This window comes from [Leptolyngbya] sp. PCC 7376, from assembly GCF_000316605.1.
Taxonomy (GTDB): domain Bacteria; phylum Cyanobacteriota; class Cyanobacteriia; order Cyanobacteriales; family MRBY01; genus MRBY01.
Genome location: NC_019683.1, coordinates 241,339 through 266,762 on the forward strand (window position 1 = coordinate 241,339; position 25,424 = coordinate 266,762).

A 25,424-nucleotide genomic window follows, 5' to 3' on the forward strand; every position below is an offset into this window, starting at 1 on the left:
GAACTAGTGGAGAAAGATAGAGACAAACAACGAAAAAAGAAATTAACGTAAAAGAAGAAGATTAAAGAGTGTGTCACCACCGATTAACTCTGTTGCGAGAAGAGCAACAAAACCAATCATTGCAAGGCGGCCATTGAGCTTTTCAGCGTAGGCAGTCCAACCAGCGGTGTTTTCTGCATCAACATAAACTTCAGGTTCAACAGCAAAGTTATCGAGTTGACCGTATTCGTTGGAGACGTATGTGGAATTCATGGAAGAACCTCAGTTGCTTACATAAATAAATATAACGCAATGTAAATTATTGTTACAGTGACTTGACGAGGGTTTGGCTGTGATGTGGGTCACGAGAAATTAAGCATGGTGAATTGAGGCGTCAGACCTTATAACTCGACCCAAGTCTCCACGCAATGTAACTCTCTTTCATGCTTAGATAATTGGCGATCGCCTCAAAGACCCAGATCAACCACCACTCTGCCGCGTATCTTCCCCAAGAACATCTCTTCAGAAGTCTTCAGCACATCTTGGAGAGCAATAACGTTCTGTAAACCTCGCAATTTTTCAAGCTCTAAATCTGTGGCTAGTCGCTGCCAAGCCTTTTCTCGCAAAGCTTGTGGACACATTACCGAGTCAATCCCCAGTAAATTTACGCCCCGTAAGATGAAAGGAAAGACAGTGCTCGGCAAATTCGCGCCACCCACCAACCCACAAGCCGTTACACTGCCTCGATATTTCGTTTGTCGCAAGATACTGGCGAGCGTTTCACCACCAACCGTATCAACCGCCCCCGCCCAACGTTCAGACTCCAAAGGTTTACTGCTAGGTGTTGCCAGCTCTTTTCTATGAATTAATTCAGTTGCCCCTAAATGCCTCAGATAATCTCCTTGCTCTTCAACGCGACCCGAAGAAGCGACCACTTCATAACCCAGTTTTTCCAAAACCAGAATTGCAATGGAACCAACACCACCTGCTGCACCAGTCACCAACACAGGCCCTTGCTCTGACGAAACACCATGACTTTCGAGCGCCAGTACTGAAAGCATCGCTGTAAAACCCGCAGTTCCGATCGCCATACAATCTTTGCGTGAAAGTCCGGTCGGTATTGGTAAAACCCAATCTGTTTTCACTCGACAAAATTCTGCATAACCCCCCGCAACTGTTTCCCCAACGCCATAGCCTGTTACGAGAACTTCATCACCCACTTGAAAAACATTGTTTGGGTCGGCTTCTGCCACCACTCCAGCCAAATCAATCCCCGGCACAATCGGGAATGCTCTTAATACTTTGCCTTTACCAGTGACTGCCAGCGCATCCTTATAGTTAAGACAGGAATGGGTCACTCGAATGAGCAATTCACCATCAGCCTGATTCGGTAGAGCATCAACATTATTTAATGTCGTAAAAGTTGCAGTGGATTGAGTGCCATCGTCTTGTTTATCGACGATTAATGCAGAAAATGAGTGTTGCGCCATAGCTTTCTAATCCACTGGAAACATAAGTTTGTGTGTTATCTAGACGTATTCTATGTCTACCAAACAAAGCTTTTGTCCTGCTGAGTGCAGAAATTATTAGAAAACAGGAAAGTCGCCCTAAGCTATTAAGCTATGGCGATCGCCTGTCCAGTGGCCATCGATAAACCCTTGTTAATCCCCAGGATTTTGTTAATATCAAGGTCAAGTAATTGATGTCATTCCGCTCACCTATTTATTGCACCCAGAGTTGTCTCCATGTCAGAATCCGCCAATAATCTAGACCAGATCCGTGACCTACTTTTCGGTCAGCAACTCGGCACTTATGAAGATCAGTTTCAAGGCTATCAAGATCGCCTAGAGCGGATCGAGACGAGCTTGGGCGACTTTCGGGGACAGATGAAACTCCAGCTCAAAGAACTTGAAGGCATGATCTCAAGCGAGCTAGTCGGACTCAATAAAGGACTAGACAATAAACTGAAACATTTCAGTACCGCCAGCAACAGCGAGCTCACGAAGCTTGAAAAAATGCTGAATGACGATATGTATAGCTTTTTTCAGGAGCTAAATTCTTTTGAGCGTGATTTTGGTCAAAAACAAAGTTCTATCCAAGATGAGCTGAGAGATATCCGTCAACACCTCACCGCCCAGTTGAGCGATCTTAAAGATGCTATTTCCAGTGAGTGGAATAATCTCTATGGTGAAACCAACGATGGCAAGCTAACCAAAGACCAGCTCGGCAAAATGCTCTTTGAATTTTCCTTAAAAACGCGTGACGGAAGTTTCCTCGCAGAGCTTCCTGAAAGCATGCAAGAACAGATGGAAGCGGAATTAGAATCGTAAAAAATTGATTGGCTAAAATGGGCAGATGGGTATATTCGATCTAACAAGTCTAAAGAGTTACCAAAGTTCCCCGATAACGGCCTTGTTCGATGGGATAACTATTTTCTAGATATCCCTTGACTACTCTATCCTGGTTTTCTTGGTTGCCAATGGAACAGAATTCTGAGGGTCTTCACCCCGCTAAACGTCCAGAATCCAACGGCGATCGCCCTGTTGCCAACCCAACAGATGCCAGCAATCCGTCGCAAGCTGTGGCAGCCAATATCGTGTCTTCCAACGACCCTCAACAACAAAACCCACCTGACGAAAATGTATTACAAGAACTCCTCGCAAATCTTGTTTTTACGAGTAGTCAACACCCAGACTTTACGCCTCTAGAGCAAAAAATAAAGCAGATCGAGCATCAGTTATATGACCCAGAAGAGGTGATCAAGCTGCTCATGCCGATTATCTCCGAGTTGCTCAACCGTAAGGTGATGGAGTCGAAAGATAGTATCGTGCGGGCGATCGTCCCCATTATTGATGAAGTGATCGTCGAGAAAACAGGCGAAGATAAAGTCGCGATGATTCGGGCGATCGCCAACCTCATCCCTGGCGCGATCGATCAACAAGTTCGGAGCAATTCCGACGATCTTGTCGAAGCCCTAGCACCAGCAATGGGAGAAATTATTAAACAACAAATCCGCATTGAACGGGATGCCATGGTTGATGCCCTTTATCCAGTCATCGGCAGCACGATCTCGAAGTACATGCAGGAAGTGGTGCAGGAAATCAATTCGCGCGTAGAAAGTACCCTCACTCCAGCAGGAATTCGCCGCAAAGTCCAAGCCAAAATACAAGGGGTTTCTGAAGCGGAACTGATTTTTCAAGAGTCGATGCCTTTTCAGATCCAAGCCATTTTTCTGATCCATAAACAGTCAGGCTTAATTATTGCCTCCGCGAAACAGGAAAAAGAGGCAGACAAGCAAGAGTCTTCCCTTGAAGGAGATTTAATGGCGGGCATGTTAACAGCGATGCGGAGCTTTGCATCGGAATGCGCTATTGAGCCAGGCAATACGTCGGAACTCAAGGAAATTGAATATGAAAGCTTTCAGATTTTGATGGAAGTCGCTGGTTATTGCTATATGGCGACAGTGATTAAAGGAAATATTGAGCAGGCTTATATTGAGAATATGCGGCAATCCCTCGCTAACATTATTCTGAACTATGACCGTGATCAAAGCATCCATTACTATTCAGGCGATCCAAGTTCTGTGGATGATGCGGTCCAGGAAGAACTAGATAATTTAATCCTCTATGCCCCAAAAACAGACAAAGTCGGTAAAAAAGGATGGCCAATTGCCCTCTTACTCCTAATCTTTATCCCGCTTTTAGCATGGGGAGGCTGGCGCACTTGGCAGGACAAACAACTGAAAGCTTTGGCTGCCATCGAATCGAAAATAGATTTAGAGCTAGATGTGGATCCACAATTGGCAGTATATCCAGTCGAGTCAGTAGCTCAAAAAGTGAAAGGCGATCGCCAGATTATATTGTCAGGAAAAGTGCCGTCAGCCCGCCTGAAGGAAAAAGCTAAAGCTATCACCGATAAACAACTGACATTATTAGCCGAACCGAGCGAATGGCAAGTCATTAATGAAATTATCACTGTTGAAGTTGAGCCAGCGACAGAAGTAACGATCGCCGAGGTTGTGCGCTTGACTGATGTCTTCAATCAAAATGAAAACACGATTATCACTACCGAATATAGCGATCGCCAGGTCACAGTAAGTGGACATCTCCGTACGGAGGTGCAATTACAACAAATCGCGGATGGTTTCAGTCAAATTCCGGGAGTAGACAATGTCCTGATTGCCTCAACTGCGAAAGCTTTCCCCATCGATCAACGCTTATATTTCGGCACAAATGCGAAAGCAATCAACCCCAAAGATGCCCAAGAAAAATTGCCCTCCATTCAGGAATTTTTACAGCAATATCCCGATATGAAGCTCCGAATTATTGGCCATATTCACCCCAGCGAAACAGAGCAAAAGGCTTCCCTCGCTGAACAACGGGCGATCGCCGTCCGCGATAGTCTACTCGGACTGGGTATTGCCGAAGCAAGATTAGAAATTGTGGCAGCACCTTCTGCCCCGCCAAATCTTACCCAAGCCGATGATTCATGGCTAAGCCGCTGTGTACGTTTTGAACGTATCATGGAGCAATAGGTAAAAAGTTAAAGCATGGCAACGATCAAGAAAAAAATTTGTATGCTAGGGGATTTCGGCGTTGGCAAAACAAGCCTTATCCGTCGCTTTGTCGAAGGCTCTTTTACTGATGAATACCTCTCGACAGTAGGCGTAAAAATTTCCAGAAAAACGATTGATACTCCCGACTTGCCCAAAGGTATCGATCTTTTAATTTGGGATATTGAAGGACAAACAAAATTCAAAGCTGTTGCCCCCTCCTATCTCCAAGGTGCTGCTGCTGTAATTATTGTTGGTGATGTGACCCGCCCTGAAACCATTCAGCATTTTCAGGAGCACATCGAGCTGTTTTACAATGCTAGTCCAGCCGGAAAAGTGATTTTGGCGCTCAATAAGACAGACTTAATTGAAGCAGAAGTGAGCCAGAAATTAGAGCAGTTTTTGTTAGGGGCGATCAGCAATGTATTGGCGGTATACCAAACTTCTGCGAAAACCTCGAAAAATGTTGATTTAATTTTTGAAAGATTGGCTAAAGAGCTGATAATGTCATCGTAAAACCGCTTTAGGGTTTAAAAACACCCTGCGACCATGAGCCTATTGCCCGAAAAATTTATAATGCCGCCCCATGTGGGCTACCTGCTCTTGGGTCGCGCACTAAAAGTTGTCGAATTTTCCGAACATCTTGCTGCATTTGCTGTTGACCCAGCGCTATTACAGTATGGCCAATCGGCCTGTGATGCCTTTCCCGAGCTCATCGGGGTGGAAGATATCCTAGAGCAGATTCGTAGCGGTCAAATCCGTGAGTATGAGCTGCGGGGTGTTGCACGGGATGACGTGTACTTTAATCTCTATGCTCACCGTACAGATCATTATTTAGTGTTGCTCTTTGAAGACATCACCGAGATGATGACGCTCAAGCAATCCCTCGTTCAACGGGCCAATGAAGCAGGGTTGCTCCTCGATGCCCTCAAGAACTCAAAAGACTATCTCGATAAAGTAATGCTATCGATGGGTGATGCCCTACTCATTACTGATCAACAGGGTTTGATTTTGACGGTTAATCAAGCAACGGTTGAAATGTTCGGGTATGAAGAGGCAGAACTGCATGGTCAATCCTTAGCCAATCTACTGCCTGCAAACCTTTGGCTAGAGCAGTTTGCACCTAAGGCGATCGCCGCCCACCAGGACAGCATCAAAAATGTCGAGGTCGATTGTTTAACAAAAAGTCGCGAACCTCTCACCGTCGAATTTAACTGCTCTAAAGTTCTCACGGATCTAGATCAAACAGAATCTTTCGTTTATATCGGTCGTAATATCACTGCTCGCAAAAAAGCAGAACTCGAAGAACAAAAGGCGATCGCCAAAGAACGGGAATTAGTCGAATTGCGCTCCCGGTTTCTCTCCACGGCTTCCCATGAATTCCGCAATCCTATTGGCAGTATTTTGATGTGTGCAGAGATCCTGCAAAATGAGGACGCTCAGCTGACGACAGAAGAAATGGATATGTATATTGGGTTTATTCAGCAAGCTGGCAAAAACCTCCAAGAAGTGGTTGAAGATGTGTTGATGATTAGTAAGGCAGAGGCAGGGAAAGTCGAGTTCCAGCCAGCTGACATCAATCTCCCACGCTTCTGTGACACTCTCATCCAGCAAATTCACTTATCGATGAATGAAGAGCGGATTCAGGCAACTTACGAGACTGATATTGAAACCGTCAGTATGGACGGCAAACTCCTCCAACATATCTTGCAAAATCTCTTAAGCAATGCTTTGAAATACTCCCCCGGCGATCGCCCCGTTGATTTTACCGTCCAAGAAACAGAACAGAGCGGCTATCTCCAATTTACAATTCGCGACCATGGCATCGGCATTCCACAAGCAGATCTCAACCACGTCTTTGACTCCTTTCACCGTGCCACAAATGTTGGCAGTATCCCCGGTACCGGACTCGGTATGGCGATCACCTACGAATATACTCAGTTGCACCAAGGCACCATCACGATCAATAGCGAAGAAGGTCAAGGCACGGAAGTACAAGTAATCTTGCCAGATATGCAAAGGATTCAAAGCTCACCAACAGCGAAATAAACACGCGTTCAACAGCCAAATTTCCGATTTCAATCCAACAAATTTCGAAAACTCACTGTGATTTTGTCGGATTACTCACGCTATAGACTGTAAACCCCTAAAGCAAAAGATGTACTATTAGACCGAATCAAATGCTGTGAGAAACAGAAAACTAGGTTAAAATCCTTACATCTCATCTTCCAATTATTTCCCGTCATCCCCTTCGTAGCACACCATGTCAGACAGTACTCCAGATCTAACACGCGATCGCCTCGGCAACATTGACCAGATCCGAGATGTTCTCTTTGGTCAGAAAGCCCGCGAATATGAACAGCAGTTCACCAGCTACGAACAACGCCTTGATAAAGTTGAAGCAGAATTAATGGAGCTGCAAACCGACACCAGCGATCGCCTCCGTCAACTCCAAGAGACATTCTCAACAGAACTCAGCACAACCCTCGATTCCCTTGAGAAAAAGCTAAAATACCTCAGCCTCACAACCCACGAAACCACAAGTAATCTCGAACAGCAGCTCAAAAATAGTAACGTTAAAAATGAAGCAGAACTAGATAATCTCAACCAGTCTGTTGTTGACAAAAACGGTCTCCTCCGCGAACAGCTCACCGAAACAAGAGAGCAATTTGATGCAGACCTCAACGTACTGAAAGAACAACTCTTTACAGAGCTTGATAAAGGTTTCACCTACCTCAGAGAATCCAAAGTTTCCCGTGCAGTTCTCGCCGAAGTTCTCTTCGAAATGTGTATTAAGGTCAAAGGCAGCGATGTCTTTCCTAACCTCACTGAGGAAGGAGAAAGCCCTGTTAAATCGAGTTTCTTATTACCTGACGAACAACCCGAAGAACAGGATTCATAAACTCCTTTGTGCTAATGGTCTAATTTCATTCCCGTTGGATCTACGAGTTAGCCCGATGGTTCCTAATATTATCAATCAAGTTAGTGAGTAGCCTCTCAACATATCGCTTGAACATTACATAATTTGGGGAATTGCATCAAACTTCATCGATAGTTGTAGGGTTTCGATCCGTAATGCCCCAAATTGATTTCTCACTTATTATTCCAAAGCACCTGCACTACATCGTTCTTGATCAGGAGTTAAGCGTTGTTGTGTCATCAGCTAAGGCATCTTCGTACGTCGATGATGCGACAGCTTTAGCAGTAGGTGCAGATATTTGTGATAGTTTCCCAGAGCTTTATGGCCTAGAAGATATTTTTGCGGAAATTCTCGCTGGGACACAAGAGCAATTTGAGGTGAAGGCAATTAATCGTCAGGTTGCTGATAAACAAGTCTATCTTGACCTTTATTTTCGGGCCTATCCAACGCTCAAAGACACTTATTCTCCCCAGCTATTAATGTTTCTAGAGGATGTCACTGACAAGATGACTCTAGAACAGACATTGGTGCAGAGCAATAATGAGACCAGTTTGCTGGTGACCGCTCTTGAAAATGCGCGGCAATATGCAGACACCATTATTGAATCGATTGCTGAGGCGTTAATTGTCACTGACCCAAGCGGCAAAATTTTACGGATTAATTCGGTCACAACCGAAATTTTAGAGTACTCATCAGAAGAACTATTAGGGCGATCGCTCTTTGATGTTTTAAAAACACCTGAAGCACAACTTTTACGGTACGAAGCACTAAGCTTTTTTGAACAACAGACTCAAGGACGAAGTCCTCGGGTTGAGGTCAACTGTCTGCGAAAGCGTGGCAGACCAATTATTCTGGCCTTTTCTTGTTCACGGCTAGATCTCGCCAATGATCAACTAGAAATTATTTATGTTGCCCGGGATGTGACGCGCGATCGCCTCGACCAGAAACGGTTAGCGGCCCAATATATGATTGCCCGTGCCTTATCTGAGGTGGCATCTATTGAGAAAGTGATAAAAGATGTCCTCACCATCATTTGCAATCAACTGCAATTTGATGTGGGCGAACTCTGGCAACCTGTCTCTCTGAGTGAGATTGATGCGAGCAATTATCCGGCCATCCAGTCCTATCCCACGAGTCCCATTTACCTCCAACGCATCCATCAAGTCGCCCTTGCCAATTTTGATAATAAGCAAGTTGGCTTTGTTGATGTCAGTGATCGTGTGTTGTTGGTGCCAGGTAGTGGTTTAGCCGGTCGGGTATGGGAACAGCGATCGCCCCAGTGGATTTACGATTTGGTGGATGATCCAGACTTTGGCCAGAAATCTTTCGCTTGTCGCGAGGGCTTAAGTTCTGCGTTTGCATTTCCGGTGATGGCAGCGGGAGAAATCCTCGGGATTATGACCTTTTTCTCGGAGCATCCCCAATCGGATAATCCAGAGTTGCTACAAATTATGGATGCCATCGGTCAGCAGTTAGGGCAATATATTCGCCGCAAGCAAACCGAAGAAGCGCTCAAAGAGCAGCAGCAACAAACAGAGAATTTACTCCTTAATATCTTGCCGGAATCAATTGCAACACAGCTACGACAGTCTGGCCGGACGATCGCCCGCCAATTTAGTGCTGTGACTGTGTTGTTTGCCGATATTGTAGGCTTTACAGAATTTTCTGCAAATCTGTCTCCCATCGAAGTTGTAAAAATTCTCAATCAAATCTTCTCTGGTTTTGATGAGCTTACCGAAAAATATAAACTCGAAAAAATCAAAACCATTGGCGACTCCTATATGGTGGTCGGTGGTTTACCAGAGCCTCGCCCAGATCACGCGGCGGCGATCGCCAATATGGCCTTAGACATGCAACAAACTCTCACTGATCTAAACGAAAAAACAGGTCATAGTTTCAAGCTCCGCATCGGTATCAACAGTGGTGCGGTAGTTGCTGGCGTCATTGGTCAGAAAAAATTTATTTACGATCTCTGGGGCGATACCGTCAATATTGCCAGCCGGATGGAATCTCACGGTGTCCCCGACCAAATTCAATGCTCTCTCGCCACCTATGAGCGACTCCCTCAGGATAATTATCAATGGGAAGAACGGGGCTCTATTCGCGTGAAAGGTAAGGGCGAGATGCAAACTTATTTTTTAGTCGGTCGCAATTAAATCAGGTACAAATAATAGCCAGCAAAAAGCAGACTTGTAAGCTTCATCAGAAACAATCAAGTCTGCTTAAAGTTGTGGTGAATACTTCAATCACAACGGATATAGTAATTTCGCATAAGTTTTAGAGACAGCCGATATCATTCCTTGAGGAAGATACCCGAAGGGCGGCAGAGGTTTCAATAGGTTTCATCGCTTACGGAGAACCCACCTCTGACCTCTCCCAGGAGAACTCTTAATCCTTATTCGAAATGTCTATAAATATGCTATTCAAGGCCAAATTATTATTTGATTTCGCCACAATCTGCGATAACGACAGGTGCATCAGTTGCGCCACTACGGGAGCCGTGGGATTCGATCTTTTCAATCACATCGAGGCCTTCAACAGCTTTACCGAACACGACGTGCTTACCATTCAACCAAGGGGTTAGTACGGTGGTAATGAAGAACTGAGAACCATTGGTATTTGGGCCACGGTTTGCCATGCTCAACAAACCAGTTTCACTGTGCTTGAGCTGGAAATTTTCGTCGGGGAAGTTATCGCCGTAAATAGACTCACCGCCTGTGCCGTTACCATTGGTAAAGTCCCCGCCTTGGCACATGAATTCGGGAATGACACGGTGGAAGCTAGAGCCTTTGTAGTGGAGAGGCTTGCCGCGCTTACCCATGCCTTTTTCGCCAGTGCAGAGGGCACGGAAGTTTTCAGCTGTTTCAGGGACGACATCTGCGTAAAGTTCGAAGACAATGCGGCCTGCTGCTTCGCCACCGATAGTCATGTCAAAAAATACTTTGGGGTTTGCCTGTTCGCTCACGGTTGCTATTCCTTTTTGATTGTTTAGCGTTTAGTCAAATGCTACTCTATCGCATTCATGGCTTCAGGGCGATCGCCACGCTTTGAAATGTTACGGTTTCAGTTTTTTGGGTCGGTCTTCCCGATTATTGGCAAGGGTAGGTCGTTAGAAATAAATAATTATTGTTGAACTGCAAGCAAGGCTAGAATTGGCAATTACACTGCAAACAGAAGAGAAAGTTGATTTGGAATTGATGTGTCCCATAAGCGCTCTGATGATTTTAGGTTCTTATCAAGAAAGCCTTTGATCTTGCTGAGCAAATTAAAGCGTTTTCGTCCGTCAGCCATTTGGGTTGTAGGCCCTTCACCACTGCTCCCCCAGATTTTGGGGAGTATGTTCAATATTTGGTACAACGTCACCCGTGTTCAGCCCCTCCTAACCCCCACGCAACAATCAGTCTTAACGAGCACTATCCTTTTTTATAATGTGCTGATTTATCCGCTGGCGATCGCCTGCTGGATAGGTCGGGTGCGTTCCCTCGGTAAAACGATTCGAGCACTAAAGCAAGGTAAATCAATTTCGGAAGCACGATTGCATGAGGCTCGTAAACAAGCTTTAAATTTGCCTTGGCTTGGGACAACCATTGCGGCGATCGCCTGGTTTTTGTGTATCCCAGTTTTTCTAGGGGCATTGCTGCTGGCACCGGATGACCCGAATCCCAATATTTTTCTGTACTTGCCCGTTTCAATCACCATCTCTGCGCTGATCGCCATTACCCAAAGCTTTTTTGCCATCGAACTGAGTAGTCAACAAAAGTTTTACCCAATTCTCTTTCGCAATACAAAAGTAGCTGAATCCTTGGCAGCCCATTCCCTCTCCCTCTATGAACGAGGATTTTTGGTGGTTGTGTCTGTGGGAATTTGCCCAATTATTTCGCTGCTATTGTTGCTCTCTGTGCCACCGCCGAGTGATTGGCAAAATCTATATTTTGCGCTGGTAGTGGGATTAATTGGTATCGGGTTTGGGTTTATCAGTGCATGGATGTTGGGGCGTACCGTCGTGGAACCTGTCATGGCTCTCAAAAAAGCATCACAGGCGGTAATGATGGGAGATTTAACGACACGCATTAATCTCAAGCGAGCAGATGAATTTGGCCCCCTCATCGACGAATTTAATCAGATGGTGGCAGAGCTGGAAGAGAAGCAATATTTACGAGATATGTTTGGTCGTCATGTGGGACAAGGGATTGCCCAGCAAATCTTGCAAAGTAACCCAGAATTAGTCGGTACTGAGCAAAATCTAACGGTCATGTTCACCGATATTCGTAATTTCACAGCGAGAAGCGCTATTTCGCGCCCGAGCGATATAGTGCTGCTACTGAATCGCTTTTTAAACATAATGGTTGAGATTGTTGAACAAGACCATCACGGCATGGTGAATCAACTTCTCGGGGATGGGTTTATGGCACTGTTTGGCGTCGGTGATACGGCGAGTAATCACGCGGAGCAAGCAGTGAATGCGGCTCAAGATATGATGCGGGGTCTGGAACGCCTGAATCAAGAACTGATTGCTGAAGGGATTCAGCCGCTACAAATTGGCATTGGGTTACACACAGGCTTGGCGATCGCCGGGAGTATTGGCTCACCGCAACGGATGGAATATACAGCTGTGGGAGATACGGTTAATGTTGCGTCGCGGGTCGAGTCGTTAACCAAAGTAGTGGGTAAACCTCTGGTTTTCTCTGGCACAACAAAAGCAGCCTTACCAAAGAAATTTGAGTCTCGTTTAGAGGCCTTGGAGCCGCAGATGGTCAAAGGAAAATCAGAGCCAATTGAAATTTATACGCTGAAGTAATAGATGCAATAGAGATTCTGACTGAGCAGACGGTGATTTCAAACTCCGCGATTAAAATAGAAACGCAACCATCAATATTTTTTGCTCATGATTGCCGTCGCTGACTTTCCCAGAAAAATGACTCCCGAAGAATATCTTGCTTGGGAAGAACAGCAGGAATATAGATATGAGTACATTGATGGGGAAATTATTGCGATGACGGGCGGTTCCCTCGCCCACAATGATATTGCTCTAAATCTTTACTCTTTACTCAGACCTCACCTCAAGAAACGGGGTTGTCGGATTAATGTGGCGGATGTAAAAGTTCAGGGCAAGGCAAATAGCCGCTATTTTTATCCAGATCTAGTCATTAGTTGTCATCCAGAGGATAAACAAGCAAAAAAATGGATTCAATATCCCTCTACGATTATTGAGGTGTTATCTCCCAGCACTGCGAACTATGACAAAAGTCGTAAGCTGAAACTTTATCGTCAAATTCCTAGTCTGCAAGAATATATTCTCATCGATAGTCAGAAGGTCTCGGTGGAGATGTATCAACGCCAAACTGGAAAAATGTGGGGCTATACGGATTACGGTTTAGACGAGATTTTAACGATTCCAAGCATTGAATTTGAATGCTCAGTGGCCTTGCTATATGAAGATGCCATCCTCGAAGATGTGCCAGAGATTTAAGGCATCGCCAGGAGTCTTGGTTCACCACAACCCATGGAATACACTCCTGTTGGCGAGACTGTTAGTGTCGCGTCGCGATTCGATTAAGAAATAGAGACAATTCATGTCCTTCCTTGGGGAAGGACTTTTTTCTGGTTCCCCCCTTTTCCAAGGGAGGCTAGGGGGTATCTTCCCCAAAAGAAGGACTAAACTTCCAGGCGATCGCCGAAATAGAGACGATAGAGATTGCACCGAGGTACGACCTCATTTTGTACCCGAACCACGAGACCGCGACTATAGAGCCGGAAACTTTCCTCTGATTTTAATCGCACTGGCTCAGAAGAACTAAGAACTTGCCGCATTGCAGTCCCCAATTCTGGAAAATCCTCCAGCATTTTGAGATGCCCTCGCAGATGACTACTAAAAATCCCGGCTTCCGTTGGCCCAGTCTTAAGCAATTCCCTTAAGCTCAAATCCCCAGAAGCAAGACCTTTTAAGGCCGTCCGTACGAGATAAGGATGTCCTCCGATGAGATTGTCAGTTGTTTTGTTTCCGACGTCGACCATTGCAACCCATGCCGTGCCACTAACTCCGTCACTTGCTCTGCCGAAAACTCTTGTAACTCCACTGGCATCCCCACATTAAAAGGAGACTGATTAATATCCCGCTGAGCTAAAGGCTCCTGAGAATGCACAATCACTAAACGTAGCTGCTCCCATTCACTGTGGCTTTTTGAACGTTCATGTCAACCCCGCAACAGCCCACAAAAATCCGTCTCAATATCGGGATATTTAAACACCCGGTCAAAATTATCGATCGCCAAAACAATAGGTGTCTGATCGTCTTTTAATAAATAATTTTCGAAATAGTCGGTGCAGTTATCATTCGCCCCAAAAATGTCATCCCAAATCTCTTTTACTTTGACCCGCACTCCCAGTTGCTTTCCCACCGAGGCGCAGAACCACTGCATGAATAGATCGATGTCATCAAAAAACTTTTGGTTAGTTTGATCCAGATTTAACGACGCAACCCGATAACCTAATTCTTTGCCGCCGTCTAAAACCCGATTCATCAAAACCGTTTTACCCATATTGTTCGGCGACTTCATCCGAATGAGCGCACCTGCCTTCTGAATTTCCTCGTTGCATTTCGCCTCATCGGGCAACACCACATGAAAATCCGCATTCGGATCAAATTCTTCAACGGTCGGCTTGGAGCCAGATTTTTTCTGCAAAAGTACTGGCGTGTCCGCTTCATCGATTCCTTCCATGCTGATACTGCTAACGCCAAATCGATAGGCGAATTCGATATCTCGTCCCGCACCCAGAGCATCATAAAATCCCGTTGCAAATTTGGTTGCTGCCACATCCCCAATTTTTGTATTCATCCCAATGACATGGGGAATATGTTCGGCGATCGCCTGGGCCTGCACCTCGGAATAACAAGCATTGAGCACCACACAGTTCACTTGGTCAGCAAACAACGAAAATAGATTGGCGATCGCCTGCGTATCGAGAGGTTTTGCAAATCCTGCTTCATCCTCTATCGCTAAACCTTGCTCTCCAGCACCATGCCCAGAGAAATGCACAATATCCGGTTCTAGATCTAAAACAGCCCGCTGAATATCCTTGGCTCGCACTGCCCACTTCTGAATTAACTGGAGGCGATCGCACTCCTTGGAACGAGCTAAGGCATTATCAATTTCCCGCACTTCCTTGTCCAAACGTAACTGCGTTGTATTTTTGGGATTTACCGCAAGCAATAAAATTTTCGTCGTGTTTGCTCTTCTATCCATTCCCTTTTCAATCTATAATGCCGCCCGTTCTAACACTATTGTATTAAGGATAGTCATTCTCTCAGCACTATCACGCCACCATTTTCAGAACCCATAATTTGCAAGGCCGTAGGTTAACCCCGCATAATTCCGAGGGGAACCATAAAACATCTTTTTTACATCATTTTTTAGTACCGTAATCCATGAGCCATTCCACCGATGCAAAAGCCCTCGCCACTTGGATGGCAGGTGAATTTTCAAACTTTGACCAAGCCCTCGCAAACTCGGCTCTCTTCGCCCATATCAAAGTTTGTATGCGCCCGATGCCCCAAGAATTTTTTGAGGGGTATGGCTTATTTCTCGAACAGGCCTATAGCTCTGGGTTAGAGCAGCCTTACCGTCTACGTGTTTTTCATATCAAGCCTGTCGGTGATCATTTAGAACTGATTCACTACAAGCCCAAAGAAGAGATTAAAGAACAATTTTTTGGGGCATCCCGTAACCTCGATATCCTGAAAACCGTCACGATGGAAGCGCTCGATCCAATGCCAGGTTGTGACATGATCGTGACCTTTGAGAATGGTGCATTTCAAGGTGTGGTTCAAGAAGGCAAGGGTTGCAAAGTTTTCCGCAACAACACAGAAAGCTACCTCGATAATCGTTTTGAAATTACAGCGAATAACTTGATTAGTATCGATCGGGGTCGCGATCCAGTCACTGATGAAATTGTGTGGGGTTCTTTGGCTGGGGCATTTGAATTCAAAAAAATCAAAAACTTTTCAGCAGAAGTTGTCTAGATTCTTGAAGCTGGAGGCGATCGCCCTCTGACTATCAGCATCCGAGAATAAATTCGCGAGCATCAAGAATTTAGGCATAATATTTCTACTCACCAAATTCCCTTAGAGGATTTATGTTGTGTTTGTTACACATCGAAAATTTTGCACTCATTGATCGTCTCGAACTGGATTGGCGAGCAGGTTTGATGGTGCTTACAGGGGAAACAGGTGCGGGAAAATCAATTATTCTTGATGCGATTGATTTAGCGCTAGGCGGCAAAGCTAATGCTCGAATGCTCCGGACTGGCTGCGATCGCGCTGTCATTGAAGCAACCTTTTCGATAACGCCAGAGCTCAAAAAATGGCTAGGGCAGCAGGAAATTGATCTGCTCGATGATGACACAGTGGTCTGTAGTCGAGAGCTAACGGTGGGAAAAAGTTCGTTGCGATCGCGCAGTCGAGTGAATGGCGTGGTGCTCAACCAATCGCTCATGGCAGAGTTGCGTCAATTTTTGGTGGAAATCACAGCGCAGGGCCAAACGGTTGAATTGATGGTTCCTGAGCGGCAACGCACTTTGCTTGATAGTTATGGTGGTGCAAAAGTCCAAAAACAAGTTGAGAAAGTGGCGATCGCCCACCAAGAATATTTAGCGGCAAAACGACTAATCGAGCAACGACGCACAAATGAGCAGGAACGGTTGCAGCGATTGGATTTAATCAAGTACCAATTGCAAGAACTGAACGATGCCAACCTCGAAAACCCTGATGAACTAGATGATTTAAAAAACGATGGCGATCGCCTGTCCCATGTGGTGGAGTTGCAGCAGCTCAGCTATCAAACAAATCAAATTCTTTATCAAAATGATGGTGGCGATAATCCAGCAGTGGCAGACTTGCTGGGTGATGCCGAAAATTTGCTTCAAGAAATGGTTGAGTATGACCCGCAGCTCGAAAGCTTTTTGGAGATGGTACAAAATGCCCTCACTGAAGTGGTTGAAGCAGGACATCAAATCAGCACCTATGGCGACAATCTCGAAACCGATCCAGAGCACCTCGCCCACATCGAAGAACGCATCCGTGAGCTGAAACAAATTTGCCGTAAATATGGCGCAACCCTAGGGGAGGCGATCGCCTACCGCGACAAACTCCAAGCTGAATTAGAAGAGCTCACTGGTGGCGGGCAGTCTATCGAAGAGTTGGAAGAAGCCTGTCAAATCAAGTTAGAACAGCTGGAAAATCTCTGCAGTGAGTTAACGGCATTACGACAGAAAGCCGCGACCAAACTCGAAAAACAATTGATCAAAGAACTCAAACCATTGGCGATGGAGAAGGTGATTTTTGAATGCCGTCTTATCCCTGCGAAACCCACTGCCACAGGTGCAAACCTGATCACGTTTTACTTTAGTCCGAACCCCGGTGAAGCAGTGCAACCCCTCGCTGAAATTGCGTCCGGTGGTGAAATGAGTCGTTTTCTCCTCGCCCTCAAAGCCTGTTTCACCCAGAAAAAAAGCACAGCCAAAACCCTTGTTTTTGATGAAATTGATGCAGGAGTTTCTGGTAAAGTTGCCCAGGCGATCGCCACCAAATTGCATCAACTCAGCCAGTTCCACCAAGTCTTGTGTGTTACCCACCAACCGCTTATTGCAGCAATGGCAGATTCCCATTTCCGTGTTGCTAAAAAAGTCGTTAAACAAAAACAAAACGGCAAAGACCCCCGCACCATCGTCATAGTGGAACAACTCGAAAAAATCCAAACTCGCCGTGATGAATTGGCTCAGTTAACTGGCGGACATTCCGCAGAGGATGCCATTTCGTTCGCCGAATCTCTTCTCTCCCAAGCCGAGGAACAAAAAACAAAAGTTACCCAAACTAAATAAAATGGCCACTTCAATCATGGGGTGATCGCCGCAAAAAGAGAGCCACGACCATAGGCTAAGATAGAGCATTGAATTAGTCCGTGTTAGCGTTGGCCGTTTTCGAGTCGAGTGAGCCGCTGCACAAAAAGCCATACACCCTACAGCTCTTAAGACTGCATCCCAGCATTTCGGGCCGGGTCACCTCCAGGAGCACCTTAATAAATATGAAATTTCAGACCCTTGGTCTTTCGAGCGAAATCCTCCGTGCCGTCGTCGACGAAAACTATAGCGAAGCAACCCCGATTCAAGAGCAGGCTATCCCTCCGATTTTGCAAGGACGCGATATTCTCGCCAGTGCCCAAACTGGAACAGGTAAGACAGCAGGTTTCACCCTACCTCTCCTCGAAAGACTGAGTGAAGTACCTTTCAAAAAAGGCTCTCGTGCCCCGCGCGCCCTCATTCTCACCCCAACCCGTGAACTCGCTATTCAAGTCAGTGAAAGCGTTAACACCTATGGCAAATATCTTCCACTAAAGCCAGTTGTCATTTACGGTGGCGTCAATATTAAACGCCAAATCCAAGGCTTACAAAGAGGCTGCGATATTGTGGTAGCAACGCCGGGAAGACTGCTTGATCATGTCTTCCAAAAAACAATTGATTTATCCCACATTGAGATTTTTGTCCTAGATGAGTGCGATCGCATGTTAGATATGGGATTTATCCGCGATATCCGCAAAATTATGGCGAAGATTCCAGGTGATCGCCAAACCCTGATGTTTTCAGCGACTTTCTCCCAAGCCATCCAAAAATTAGCGAAAACATTATTGGATGACCCAGCACAAGTCGAAGTCGCTCCCCGCAACACCGCCGCGGAGCAAGTGGAGCAAATGGTGCATCTCGTCGATCAAAAACGAAAGCGAGAACTATTGTCTTACCTCATTGGCTTTAAAAATTGGCGTCAAGTTTTAGTTTTTACCCGCACAAAACATGGTGCTAATCGCCTAGCAAAGCAACTTGCGCAAGATGGCCTCACCACTGCGGCAATCCACGGCAATAAAAGCCAAGGCGCTCGTTCTCGTGCCCTCAAAGAATTTAAAGAAGGAAAAGTTCGCGTTCTCGTAGCAACCGATGTCGCTTCCCGTGGCTTAGATATTGACCAATTGCCCCACGTCGTCAATTTCGAGCTGCCCAATGTGCCAGAGGATTATGTCCACCGTATTGGTCGTACAGGTCGTGCAGGCAATGAAGGACAAGCTCTTTCTCTCGTTGCCCACCACGAAAAGCCCCTTCTAAAAGATATTGAAAAACTCCTTAACCGCAAACTGGATAAGGAGGTGTTACCAGGCTATGAACCCACACCAGAGTCTGAGCTAGAAACGACGGAAAAACCAAAGCGTGGTGGTGGCGGCGGACAAAGAAGAAAAAGACGGGGCAATAATAGCCAAAGTCGCAAGAAAAGCTATGGTGCAAAATCCCGCCCTTCTCGCAGTAGAAAGCCTAATTCTTCTAGTCGATAAATCTAGCAAAAAACTACTAAGCCGTAGGGATTGGCCATGGTCAATCCCTACAAAATTACAATAAATACAGTTAACTTAGCTCAACACTTCTTGCAACACTAATTCTTGGAAGCGAGGATGATCAAAGAGTTCAGTGAATTCGACATCTGTTTCAGCAAAACTACGGTTAGCCGGATTGAGCTCAATCGCTTTTTCTAAACTGTCTAAGGCTGCATCTATCTCGCCAAGACGCACTTGAGAAACGGCAATATTATAGAAGACTATATCTCTTTGGGGATCAAGTCGAATGGCTTCACGATAACTGACGATCGCCTCTGATTCTTGACCAAGATCGCTGAGGGAAATTCCACGGTTGTACCAAGTATCGGCATCTTCAGGATTGAGCGCTAAAAGAATGTCATAGCTCTCGATTTCCTTCTCAAACTCTCCCAAAAGACCAAAGGCAACCCCTCGGTTATACCAAGCATCTTGATTTTCAGGATCTTGTTCGAGTGCTTTATCGTAACTCTCAATTTCTTCTTCTAGACGACCTAAATCTCCTAATGAAACCCCACGGTTGTACCAAGTGTCTGTGCTTGTTGGATCAATAGAAAGGGATTTATCATAGCTGGCAATTTCTTCTTCAAAACGTCCTAAACCACCGAGCAAAATCCCGCGATTATACCAAGCTTCGGCATCCTCGGGGTTTGCTTCTCCTGCTGCTTCATAGCTGGTGATCGCCGCATCTATTTGACCAAGATTTTCCAGGGCAACGGCACGGTTAAACCAAGTATCACCATTATTGGGCTGGAGGGTGATCGCCCGATCATAGCTAATCACCTCATCCTCATAACGATTGAGGAAACCCAATGCTAAGCCTCGATAAAACCATGCATCGTGAAACTCAGGATTGATGGCGAGAGCTTTATCATAACTAGCAATTTCATCTTCATAGCGACCCTGAGCGCCATATTCGAGACCTTGCTCAAACCAAGCTATAAAGTCCGTTTCAGGAATTTCATTCTCTTTGGATTGCTTGCTTCCCAGAACCTGCGTACAAGCTGGTAGCTCACAATTGGTGACCGCCTCTACAGCAACCGTACTTTGCTGCAATTGCGGCAGAGCAAGTAAACCAACGGACAAAGGCATAAGTAAAAATTTCTTTAACATGTCACCTAACAAATGTTCTACTGAAACGGACTGATGGATCATATCAACTGAATTTCTCGCTTAACTTACTGTAAAGGCGAGATTTTATTGCGATAGTGCTGTTCATTAAGGCCAATGTCATGGAAGCTGCCCTTCGTATAATCACTATCAGCGACATAATCATCAGCATTTTTTTGCAATGTATCGATACGTTCAGCGGTGCCGGGGTGTGTACTTAAAAAAGAAGAACCACCATTACCACCACTCTCATTCATCAAAGTTGTCATAAATGAAGCCATTGCATCTGGTGCATAACCCGCTTTCGTAAGCAGCTCAAAACCCAGATCATCGGCGTCCCGTTCATCGCTACGACTATGGGGATAATCAAAGGCGATCGCCACACCGAGCTGGACAATTTGACTACTATCGAGCCCTGCTGCCGCAAGCAATCCTTGATTTCGCGCTTGGGCTTGCATTTGCCCAATGGAGTGCTTCTCTTCGATATGGGCAATTTCGTGACCGATCACACTCGCGAGCTCTGCTTCATTCGCTGCGGCCTCAATCAAACCCGTATTCACATAGGTGTAGCCGCCCATTGTTGCAAAGGCATTAATACTATCGTCATCCACAACAAAAAACCTATAGTCGATGCCAGGACGCCTACTATTCGCAGCGAGACGTTCACCGATCTCTTCGATATAATTTACAACTTTTGTATTGTTATAGAGCTGAACTTGCCCTTGCCTTGATCCAATAATCTCATTATGGATCTGCTTACCGAAATCCATTTCATCAGCATCAGACAGATTCGAGATCTGATAACTCTGCACCCCCCAAATCAAAACGCCTCGTAAAATATTATCGAGCCAGCCAGCCTGACTGACTGTAGGGGTCGCGAGGTTGATACTGATAGCAGTGATGCCTGCCATGCAACCATATAGCCAACGATTCTTTTTCCGATGCAGCATGGGTTTAGTTTTCCTGTTGCGCTTATGCTGTAAGTCTTTCAGAGATGAGAATTTGGTTTGAGGGCCAAATAGTCTATCCCTACAATTTTTATCTTAATTGCTTAGACGGTGAGCAAAGGTAACGATGTTCCCAAAACGTAAATGACTCACCTCCCGAAGAAAATGAGCCTCACCATGTGAACCGAAATATCAGAATCTTCTTCTGAAAAGTTTCTAACTATTGTTTTGGTAATAGTAAAAGTTAAACGTTTCGAAAATACCGCCCACAAAACCGCAAGTGATGGCGATCGTCAGAATCCCTTCCACAGCATTGCCATTGCCAAAGACCTGCAAAAACTCTTTTAGGCCGTCCCGCAAGATCGACGCGGTTACCCCCGGGCACAACAACAATAGAGAACACACAGCTAAAACTAAGCCACAGATCATTACAGGCGCTAAGGAACTCATGACAATCGTCACAAGCAGCGAGGGTAATAGTTTAAGCGTGCTTTTCATGGGAAGAAAATTCTCTAGTCGAGAATAGTTGTAACCTAGAATTCACTCCGGGTTGGGTTGCCTTAAGCGTAACGAAGCGGGCTTACCACTAGGGGCTTTCAATACAAATCTTAAATCTTTATAAAATTTCTTTGGTTGCCCTCGGATTTCACTCACTCATTCTGGAAGAAGTTCGTTCTTTTTGGCACGATAAGCGGTATTTATTCTTATTTTTTAAAGTTTGGCATTACATTCCGTATTATTTCCGGAGTGTTTTGCCCAGTATTTTGGCCTGAGATCTAAACGAAGAAAATGGTAAAAGAGTTAGGCGATCGCCCGGCTTTTTTACCGTTTAGTGTTGTTGGTTGAAAGGTTGGGATCATTCTGCTGCTGCAGTTTCACCCTTTGCTTTATTCATCATGTCCACAAGTACTGTGTGGGCGTCTTTTGGATTTGTCAAAACTTGAGGAAACGGAATACGCAACTTTTCGAGTTGCTCATTTACCGTAATGTTGAGATCCATACCCGCTTCGTCGAGAGCTAACATTTCAGCCGCATTGGCATCATCGCGTTTACCAAAATATTGAGCATAGGTTAGGACTGCATCCGCATGATCTTTATTCATGTGGTTACAGATGCGGTCACTCACAGCAGACGTAATAATTTCTGACATAGGACTTTCTTAAAAATGAATTGAGATAACACTTACAATCAGTGTAAAAGAACAACTTTCAAAAGCTGTGTCTGATTAAAGCAAAGATTATAGTTTTTACAGTAGATCTTGAAGCGCCTCTTTTACCGTGGAGAATCCAAACTTAAAGCCTGCTGTTTGAGTGCGACTTGGGAGAACTTTTTGTCCTTCTAAAACAACCTTTGCGCCATCACTGAGTAAAAGCTCAAGAACAAAACCGGGAACAGGTAGCCAAGAAGGGCGATTAATTACTGATCCGAGTGCTTCGGAGAGTTGTTGCATGGTCACGGGATTAGGTGCGGTGGCATTATAGATTCCCTGCCAAGCATCTGACTGGAGCGCTGTTTCAATAAGGCTGACAAGATCATCACGATGAATCCAAGAAACCCATTGCTGGCCTGTGCCAAGAGGGCCACCAACAAACGTATTAAAGGCCAAGAGCATTTTTGTGAGGGCTCCACCTTCTTTAGCGAGTACAATTCCAGAACGTAGAATCACGGTACGAGTACCAGATTCACGAGCTTTCTCCGCAGCTGCTTCCCATTTCTGGCAAACTTCAGCGAGGAAATCATTGCCAAGGGAACTAGTTTCATCAAAAGTTGCTGTTTCACTTGTCCCGTAATAGCCAATTGCAGAGGCATTAATGAGGGTTTTTGGCTTGTCTGTTGCTTTGGCGATCGCCTCAACAATTTTTTCAGTACCCACTTGACGACTAGATAGAATTTCTTGCTTATAACTTGCCGTCCACCGCTGCTCAGCGATGGGTGCTCCTGCCAAATTCACCACAGCATCACACCCAGAAATATTGTCTTGCCATGCCCCAGAAGTCTTGGGAGTGTACGCCACAATTTTGAGATTTGGGTAGCGTGATGCAGGAAAAACCTTTTGAGCTTTCGCTTCACTGCGGGTAAAAACAACGACATCATGAGATTTGTGGAGACGATCAACAAGACGTTGACCAACTAAACCAGTGGCTCCAGAGATAGCAACTTTCATGGCAACAAATAGACGAATTTTTAAGAGAGTTGAGTAATAAAAAGTAGGCGATTGAGGTAGAGCCTTCGGACAGGATACAACATCCAACCCTTTCAATGGGGCTGTGCTAGCATAGGCGGAAATACTTGAAACCGCTGTGTTCCCTAGGGATTAGAGAGGAGAAGATGGGCAAAGTATTGGTTCTCAATGCCTCCTATGAGCCGCTCAATATTACGAGCTGGCGACGGGCGGTAGTGTTGTTGCTCAAGGACAAAGCAGAAAGCCTCGAACATAATGGCCGCGTTGTTCACCGAAATTTTCCGCTGCCGACCGTTATTCGTCTGCGCCAATACATTAAAATCCCCTACCGCGAGATCCCTCTCACCCGTAAAAATATTTTGGAGCGCGATCGCCAAACCTGTCAATACTGCCTAAAGCGAGGCGAACAACTCACTCTCGACCACATCCTCCCGAAATCGCGGGGTGGCGCAGATAGCTGGGAAAATCTGGTGACTGCCTGTATGCGATGCAATGTCCACAAAGGCAATCGCACACCGAAAGAAGCCGAGATGAGCCTCAATACAAAACCTCGTAAGCCTTACAGCAGTCTGTACTTCGAGCTAGTTAAGCATACCCGTGGCGAGGCAAACAAAGAGTGGAAAAAATATGTGATTGGGATGAATGACGTTAACTAAATGCTAGACCTAAAAATTAGCCATTAGCTTTTCGTCAACGCACATCCCAGTCGTAATCTTTAATCGGCATCATCGTCCGACTGAGAAGTTTCATTCTCGTGTGGTTCTTTCGGCTGGCCGTCAGTCGTTAATTCTGCAATATTTTCTGATGGCAGAGCCGCTGGCTCTAACATTGCCACATTCCCAGCCGGTGCTAACCCATTAATTTCTTGCCAAGGATCAAGAATATCTTTTATTAAAATTTCTCTCACCAAAACTTGTGCAATAACGGTGAGCGGTAATGCCAAAAATAATCCTAGAAAACCCAGTTGCAGCGAGACAGCAAACAATACCTGCGCCAACAAAGTCACTGCAGGCAACAATGAAACCTGCCTAGACATCACCCAAGGTGTCAGTAAATTTCCTTCAAGCTGCTGAATACCAAAATATAAAAGAATGACAGCCCAGACTTTCCACGGATCTTCGAGGAGAGCAATCATAATCGGTGGGACAACACTTAGCGCAGGGCCAATATTGGGGATAAACGTGAGTAGTCCAGCCAAAATCGCTTGGGGTAAAGCCAATGACAATCTAAGTGCCGACAAGCCTAAAAAGCTACACACGCCAATACAGAACATATTGAACATGATGCCTGCGACCCAACCCCTCAGATCTTCATCGCAGAGGGTCAAAATTTCATCAATGCGACGACGATAAAAGGAGGGGAATAATCGAATAAAGCCTCGGCGATAGGGTTGTGGATCCGCAAGGAACATTAAGGTCAAGACAACCAGCAATAAAATATTCAGCAAGACTTTAAGGGAGTCTGAAAAGAACGTCCAACCACGTCCCAGTAGTTCATTGAATAATGTCGGGATTTGCTCAATCAATCCGGTAAAATCGGGCATTTGCTCACTGACATCAATATTGAGATTTTGCTCGATCTGAATGATCTGGATTTCAACCCAATCATCAATTTGATACAAACCAGAATTGAGTTTTTCAAACAAAATCTGAAACTGCCCAATAAACGGCGGGATAACGATGGTAAATGCCAGCCAAATCACAAACCCTACTAAAAAGAGTGAGGCAAAGACAGCATATGATCGCCCCAAACAAAAACGAGGCTGATTAAATTTTTTAGCAAGGGTTGCACTGAGGCTCTGGAGTTTGACTACGAGCACATTGAGGGCATTGGCCAAAATCACTGCCGTGAGCAGTAGCAATAGAAATTCTCGGAGCTGCCAAAGGATATAGAGCGATCCCAGAAAGACGATAAAGCCACTCCATTTGCGAAAATTCACGTGATTTTGGACTCCAAGCTGTGTTTTTTCGATTATGCAACAGCTATTCTTGGAAGTTTGAGAAAATGCAACGTTATTTTACGGGGGAGGAGTCTTGTTGCGATCGCCACCAGAGCAAAACAGCCAACACAATTGAGGGTAATAAAACAGTAACAAGTGCAATAGCGGAGGACGGGGCGATCGCCTCTACATGAAAACCAAACGGGATAGCGTACTTAATAATTGCTGAGCCAATCGCAGACAGAACAAGGATCTTGAGAAGGACATTAAATTGTTCTGCCATAGCTGGACATCATTTCCAAAAAAATATTTACTCTCATTCACATGAGCCCACAACAAATGGGCGATCACCAACCCTGAATCAAAATGGCGATATCATCTAAACCC

At 45.3% G+C, this 25,424-nt stretch carries 22 protein-coding genes and 1 pseudogene; 12 read left to right on the forward strand and 11 right to left on the reverse strand.

The genetic code is table 11. From position 1 onward, the window contains the following. Window positions 1-42: 42 nt before the first annotated feature. Together LEPTO7376_RS01070 and LEPTO7376_RS01075 are read right to left on the reverse strand one after the other, a co-directional pair. Window positions 43-252 (reverse strand): chlorophyll a/b-binding protein, encoded by a 210-nt coding sequence (locus LEPTO7376_RS01070; protein WP_015132445.1) that lies wholly within the window; start codon window positions 250-252, stop codon window positions 43-45. Between the two features lie 194 nt (window positions 253-446). Further along, entirely contained in the window at window positions 447-1,469 is a 1,023-nt protein-coding gene (locus tag LEPTO7376_RS01075; RefSeq protein ID WP_015132446.1) for an MDR family oxidoreductase, read from the reverse strand. Window positions 1,470-1,724: 255 nt separating this feature from the next. Between LEPTO7376_RS01075 and LEPTO7376_RS01080 the strand changes: the two genes are divergently transcribed. The 6 genes from LEPTO7376_RS01080 to LEPTO7376_RS01105 all read left to right on the forward strand — a co-directional run bounded on the left by LEPTO7376_RS01080 (window position 1,725) and on the right by LEPTO7376_RS01105 (window position 9,607). Next, entirely contained in the window at window positions 1,725-2,309 is a 585-nt protein-coding gene (locus LEPTO7376_RS01080) for a hypothetical protein (protein WP_015132447.1), read from the forward strand. A gap of 149 nt (window positions 2,310-2,458) precedes the next feature. Further along, a complete protein-coding gene (locus tag LEPTO7376_RS01085) occupies window positions 2,459-4,513 on the forward strand; it encodes an OmpA family protein (RefSeq protein WP_015132448.1) in 2,055 nt (684 codons plus the stop codon). A 15-nt stretch (window positions 4,514-4,528) separates the two neighbouring features. After that, window positions 4,529-5,047, forward strand: coding sequence for a Rab family GTPase (locus LEPTO7376_RS01090; protein WP_015132449.1), 519 nt, complete (start codon window positions 4,529-4,531; stop codon window positions 5,045-5,047). 33 nt (window positions 5,048-5,080) lie between these two features. Further along, window positions 5,081-6,580 (forward strand): ATP-binding protein, encoded by a 1,500-nt coding sequence (locus LEPTO7376_RS01095; RefSeq protein ID WP_015132450.1) that lies wholly within the window; start codon window positions 5,081-5,083, stop codon window positions 6,578-6,580. Between the two features lie 214 nt (window positions 6,581-6,794). Then, a complete protein-coding gene (locus tag LEPTO7376_RS01100; protein WP_015132451.1) occupies window positions 6,795-7,433 on the forward strand; it encodes a hypothetical protein in 639 nt (212 codons plus the stop codon). Window positions 7,434-7,684: 251 nt separating this feature from the next. Then, window positions 7,685-9,607, forward strand: a complete 1,923-nt coding sequence (locus LEPTO7376_RS01105) for an adenylate/guanylate cyclase domain-containing protein (protein WP_160148354.1) — start codon at window positions 7,685-7,687, stop codon at window positions 9,605-9,607. A 281-nt stretch (window positions 9,608-9,888) separates the two neighbouring features. Here LEPTO7376_RS01105 and LEPTO7376_RS01110 read toward each other — a convergent pair whose 3' ends face one another. Further along, window positions 9,889-10,416, reverse strand: coding sequence for a peptidylprolyl isomerase (locus LEPTO7376_RS01110; protein WP_015132453.1), 528 nt, complete (start codon window positions 10,414-10,416; stop codon window positions 9,889-9,891). Window positions 10,417-10,788: 372 nt separating this feature from the next. On the opposite strand from LEPTO7376_RS01110, the gene LEPTO7376_RS01115 reads away from it, so the two are divergent. Next, window positions 10,789-12,249 (forward strand): adenylate/guanylate cyclase domain-containing protein, encoded by a 1,461-nt coding sequence (locus tag LEPTO7376_RS01115; protein ID WP_160148355.1) that lies wholly within the window; start codon window positions 10,789-10,791, stop codon window positions 12,247-12,249. An 87-nt stretch (window positions 12,250-12,336) separates the two neighbouring features. After that, the gene (locus LEPTO7376_RS01120) at window positions 12,337-12,921 is read left to right on the forward strand and encodes a Uma2 family endonuclease (RefSeq protein ID WP_015132455.1); all 585 of its coding nucleotides are present in this window, start codon (window positions 12,337-12,339) and stop codon (window positions 12,919-12,921) included. A 185-nt stretch (window positions 12,922-13,106) separates the two neighbouring features. Here LEPTO7376_RS01120 and LEPTO7376_RS01125 read toward each other — a convergent pair. After that, window positions 13,107-14,695, reverse strand: a pseudogene (locus LEPTO7376_RS01125) (AAA-like domain-containing protein). A 182-nt stretch (window positions 14,696-14,877) separates the two neighbouring features. Between LEPTO7376_RS01125 and LEPTO7376_RS01130 the strand changes: the two are divergent. From LEPTO7376_RS01130 to LEPTO7376_RS01140, 3 genes are all read left to right on the forward strand, one after another. Continuing rightward, entirely contained in the window at window positions 14,878-15,471 is a 594-nt protein-coding gene (locus LEPTO7376_RS01130) for a chromophore lyase CpcT/CpeT (protein ID WP_015132456.1), read from the forward strand. 113 nt (window positions 15,472-15,584) lie between these two features. Beyond that, on the forward strand, window positions 15,585-17,327 hold the full coding sequence (recN, locus tag LEPTO7376_RS01135) for a DNA repair protein RecN (protein WP_015132457.1): 1,743 nt from the start codon (window positions 15,585-15,587) through the stop codon (window positions 17,325-17,327). Window positions 17,328-17,530: 203 nt separating this feature from the next. Beyond that, the gene (locus LEPTO7376_RS01140) at window positions 17,531-18,823 is read left to right on the forward strand and encodes a DEAD/DEAH box helicase (protein ID WP_015132458.1); all 1,293 of its coding nucleotides are present in this window, start codon (window positions 17,531-17,533) and stop codon (window positions 18,821-18,823) included. Window positions 18,824-18,898: 75 nt separating this feature from the next. Here LEPTO7376_RS01140 and LEPTO7376_RS01145 read toward each other — a convergent pair whose 3' ends face one another. The 5 genes from LEPTO7376_RS01145 to LEPTO7376_RS01165 form a co-directional block, all read right to left on the reverse strand. After that, on the reverse strand, window positions 18,899-19,951 hold the full coding sequence (locus LEPTO7376_RS01145) for a tetratricopeptide repeat protein (RefSeq protein ID WP_160148356.1): 1,053 nt from the start codon (window positions 19,949-19,951) through the stop codon (window positions 18,899-18,901). An 86-nt stretch (window positions 19,952-20,037) separates the two neighbouring features. After that, window positions 20,038-20,919 (reverse strand): M48 family metallopeptidase, encoded by an 882-nt coding sequence (locus LEPTO7376_RS01150; RefSeq protein WP_015132460.1) that lies wholly within the window; start codon window positions 20,917-20,919, stop codon window positions 20,038-20,040. A 213-nt stretch (window positions 20,920-21,132) separates the two neighbouring features. After that, window positions 21,133-21,414: a hypothetical protein gene (locus LEPTO7376_RS01155; RefSeq protein WP_015132461.1), complete on the reverse strand. Its 282-nt coding sequence runs from the start codon at window positions 21,412-21,414 to the stop codon at window positions 21,133-21,135. A 358-nt stretch (window positions 21,415-21,772) separates the two neighbouring features. Next, entirely contained in the window at window positions 21,773-22,066 is a 294-nt protein-coding gene (locus LEPTO7376_RS01160) for a DUF2470 domain-containing protein (protein ID WP_015132462.1), read from the reverse strand. 96 nt (window positions 22,067-22,162) lie between these two features. Further along, window positions 22,163-23,080, reverse strand: a complete 918-nt coding sequence (locus tag LEPTO7376_RS01165) for a TIGR01777 family oxidoreductase (RefSeq protein WP_015132463.1) — start codon at window positions 23,078-23,080, stop codon at window positions 22,163-22,165. Between the two features lie 164 nt (window positions 23,081-23,244). Between LEPTO7376_RS01165 and LEPTO7376_RS01170 the strand changes: the two genes are divergently transcribed. Continuing rightward, on the forward strand, window positions 23,245-23,754 hold the full coding sequence (locus LEPTO7376_RS01170) for an HNH endonuclease (RefSeq protein ID WP_015132464.1): 510 nt from the start codon (window positions 23,245-23,247) through the stop codon (window positions 23,752-23,754). Window positions 23,755-23,813: 59 nt separating this feature from the next. Here the strand turns inward: LEPTO7376_RS01170 and LEPTO7376_RS01175 are convergent, their stop codons facing one another. Continuing rightward, window positions 23,814-25,037 carry an AI-2E family transporter gene (locus LEPTO7376_RS01175; protein WP_015132465.1) on the reverse strand — a complete coding sequence of 408 codons (1,224 nt, stop codon included), beginning with the start codon at window positions 25,035-25,037 and terminating at the stop codon, window positions 23,814-23,816. Between the two features lie 73 nt (window positions 25,038-25,110). Then, entirely contained in the window at window positions 25,111-25,320 is a 210-nt protein-coding gene (locus LEPTO7376_RS01180) for a hypothetical protein (protein ID WP_015132466.1), read from the reverse strand. Between the last annotated feature and the right edge of the window lie 104 nt (window positions 25,321-25,424).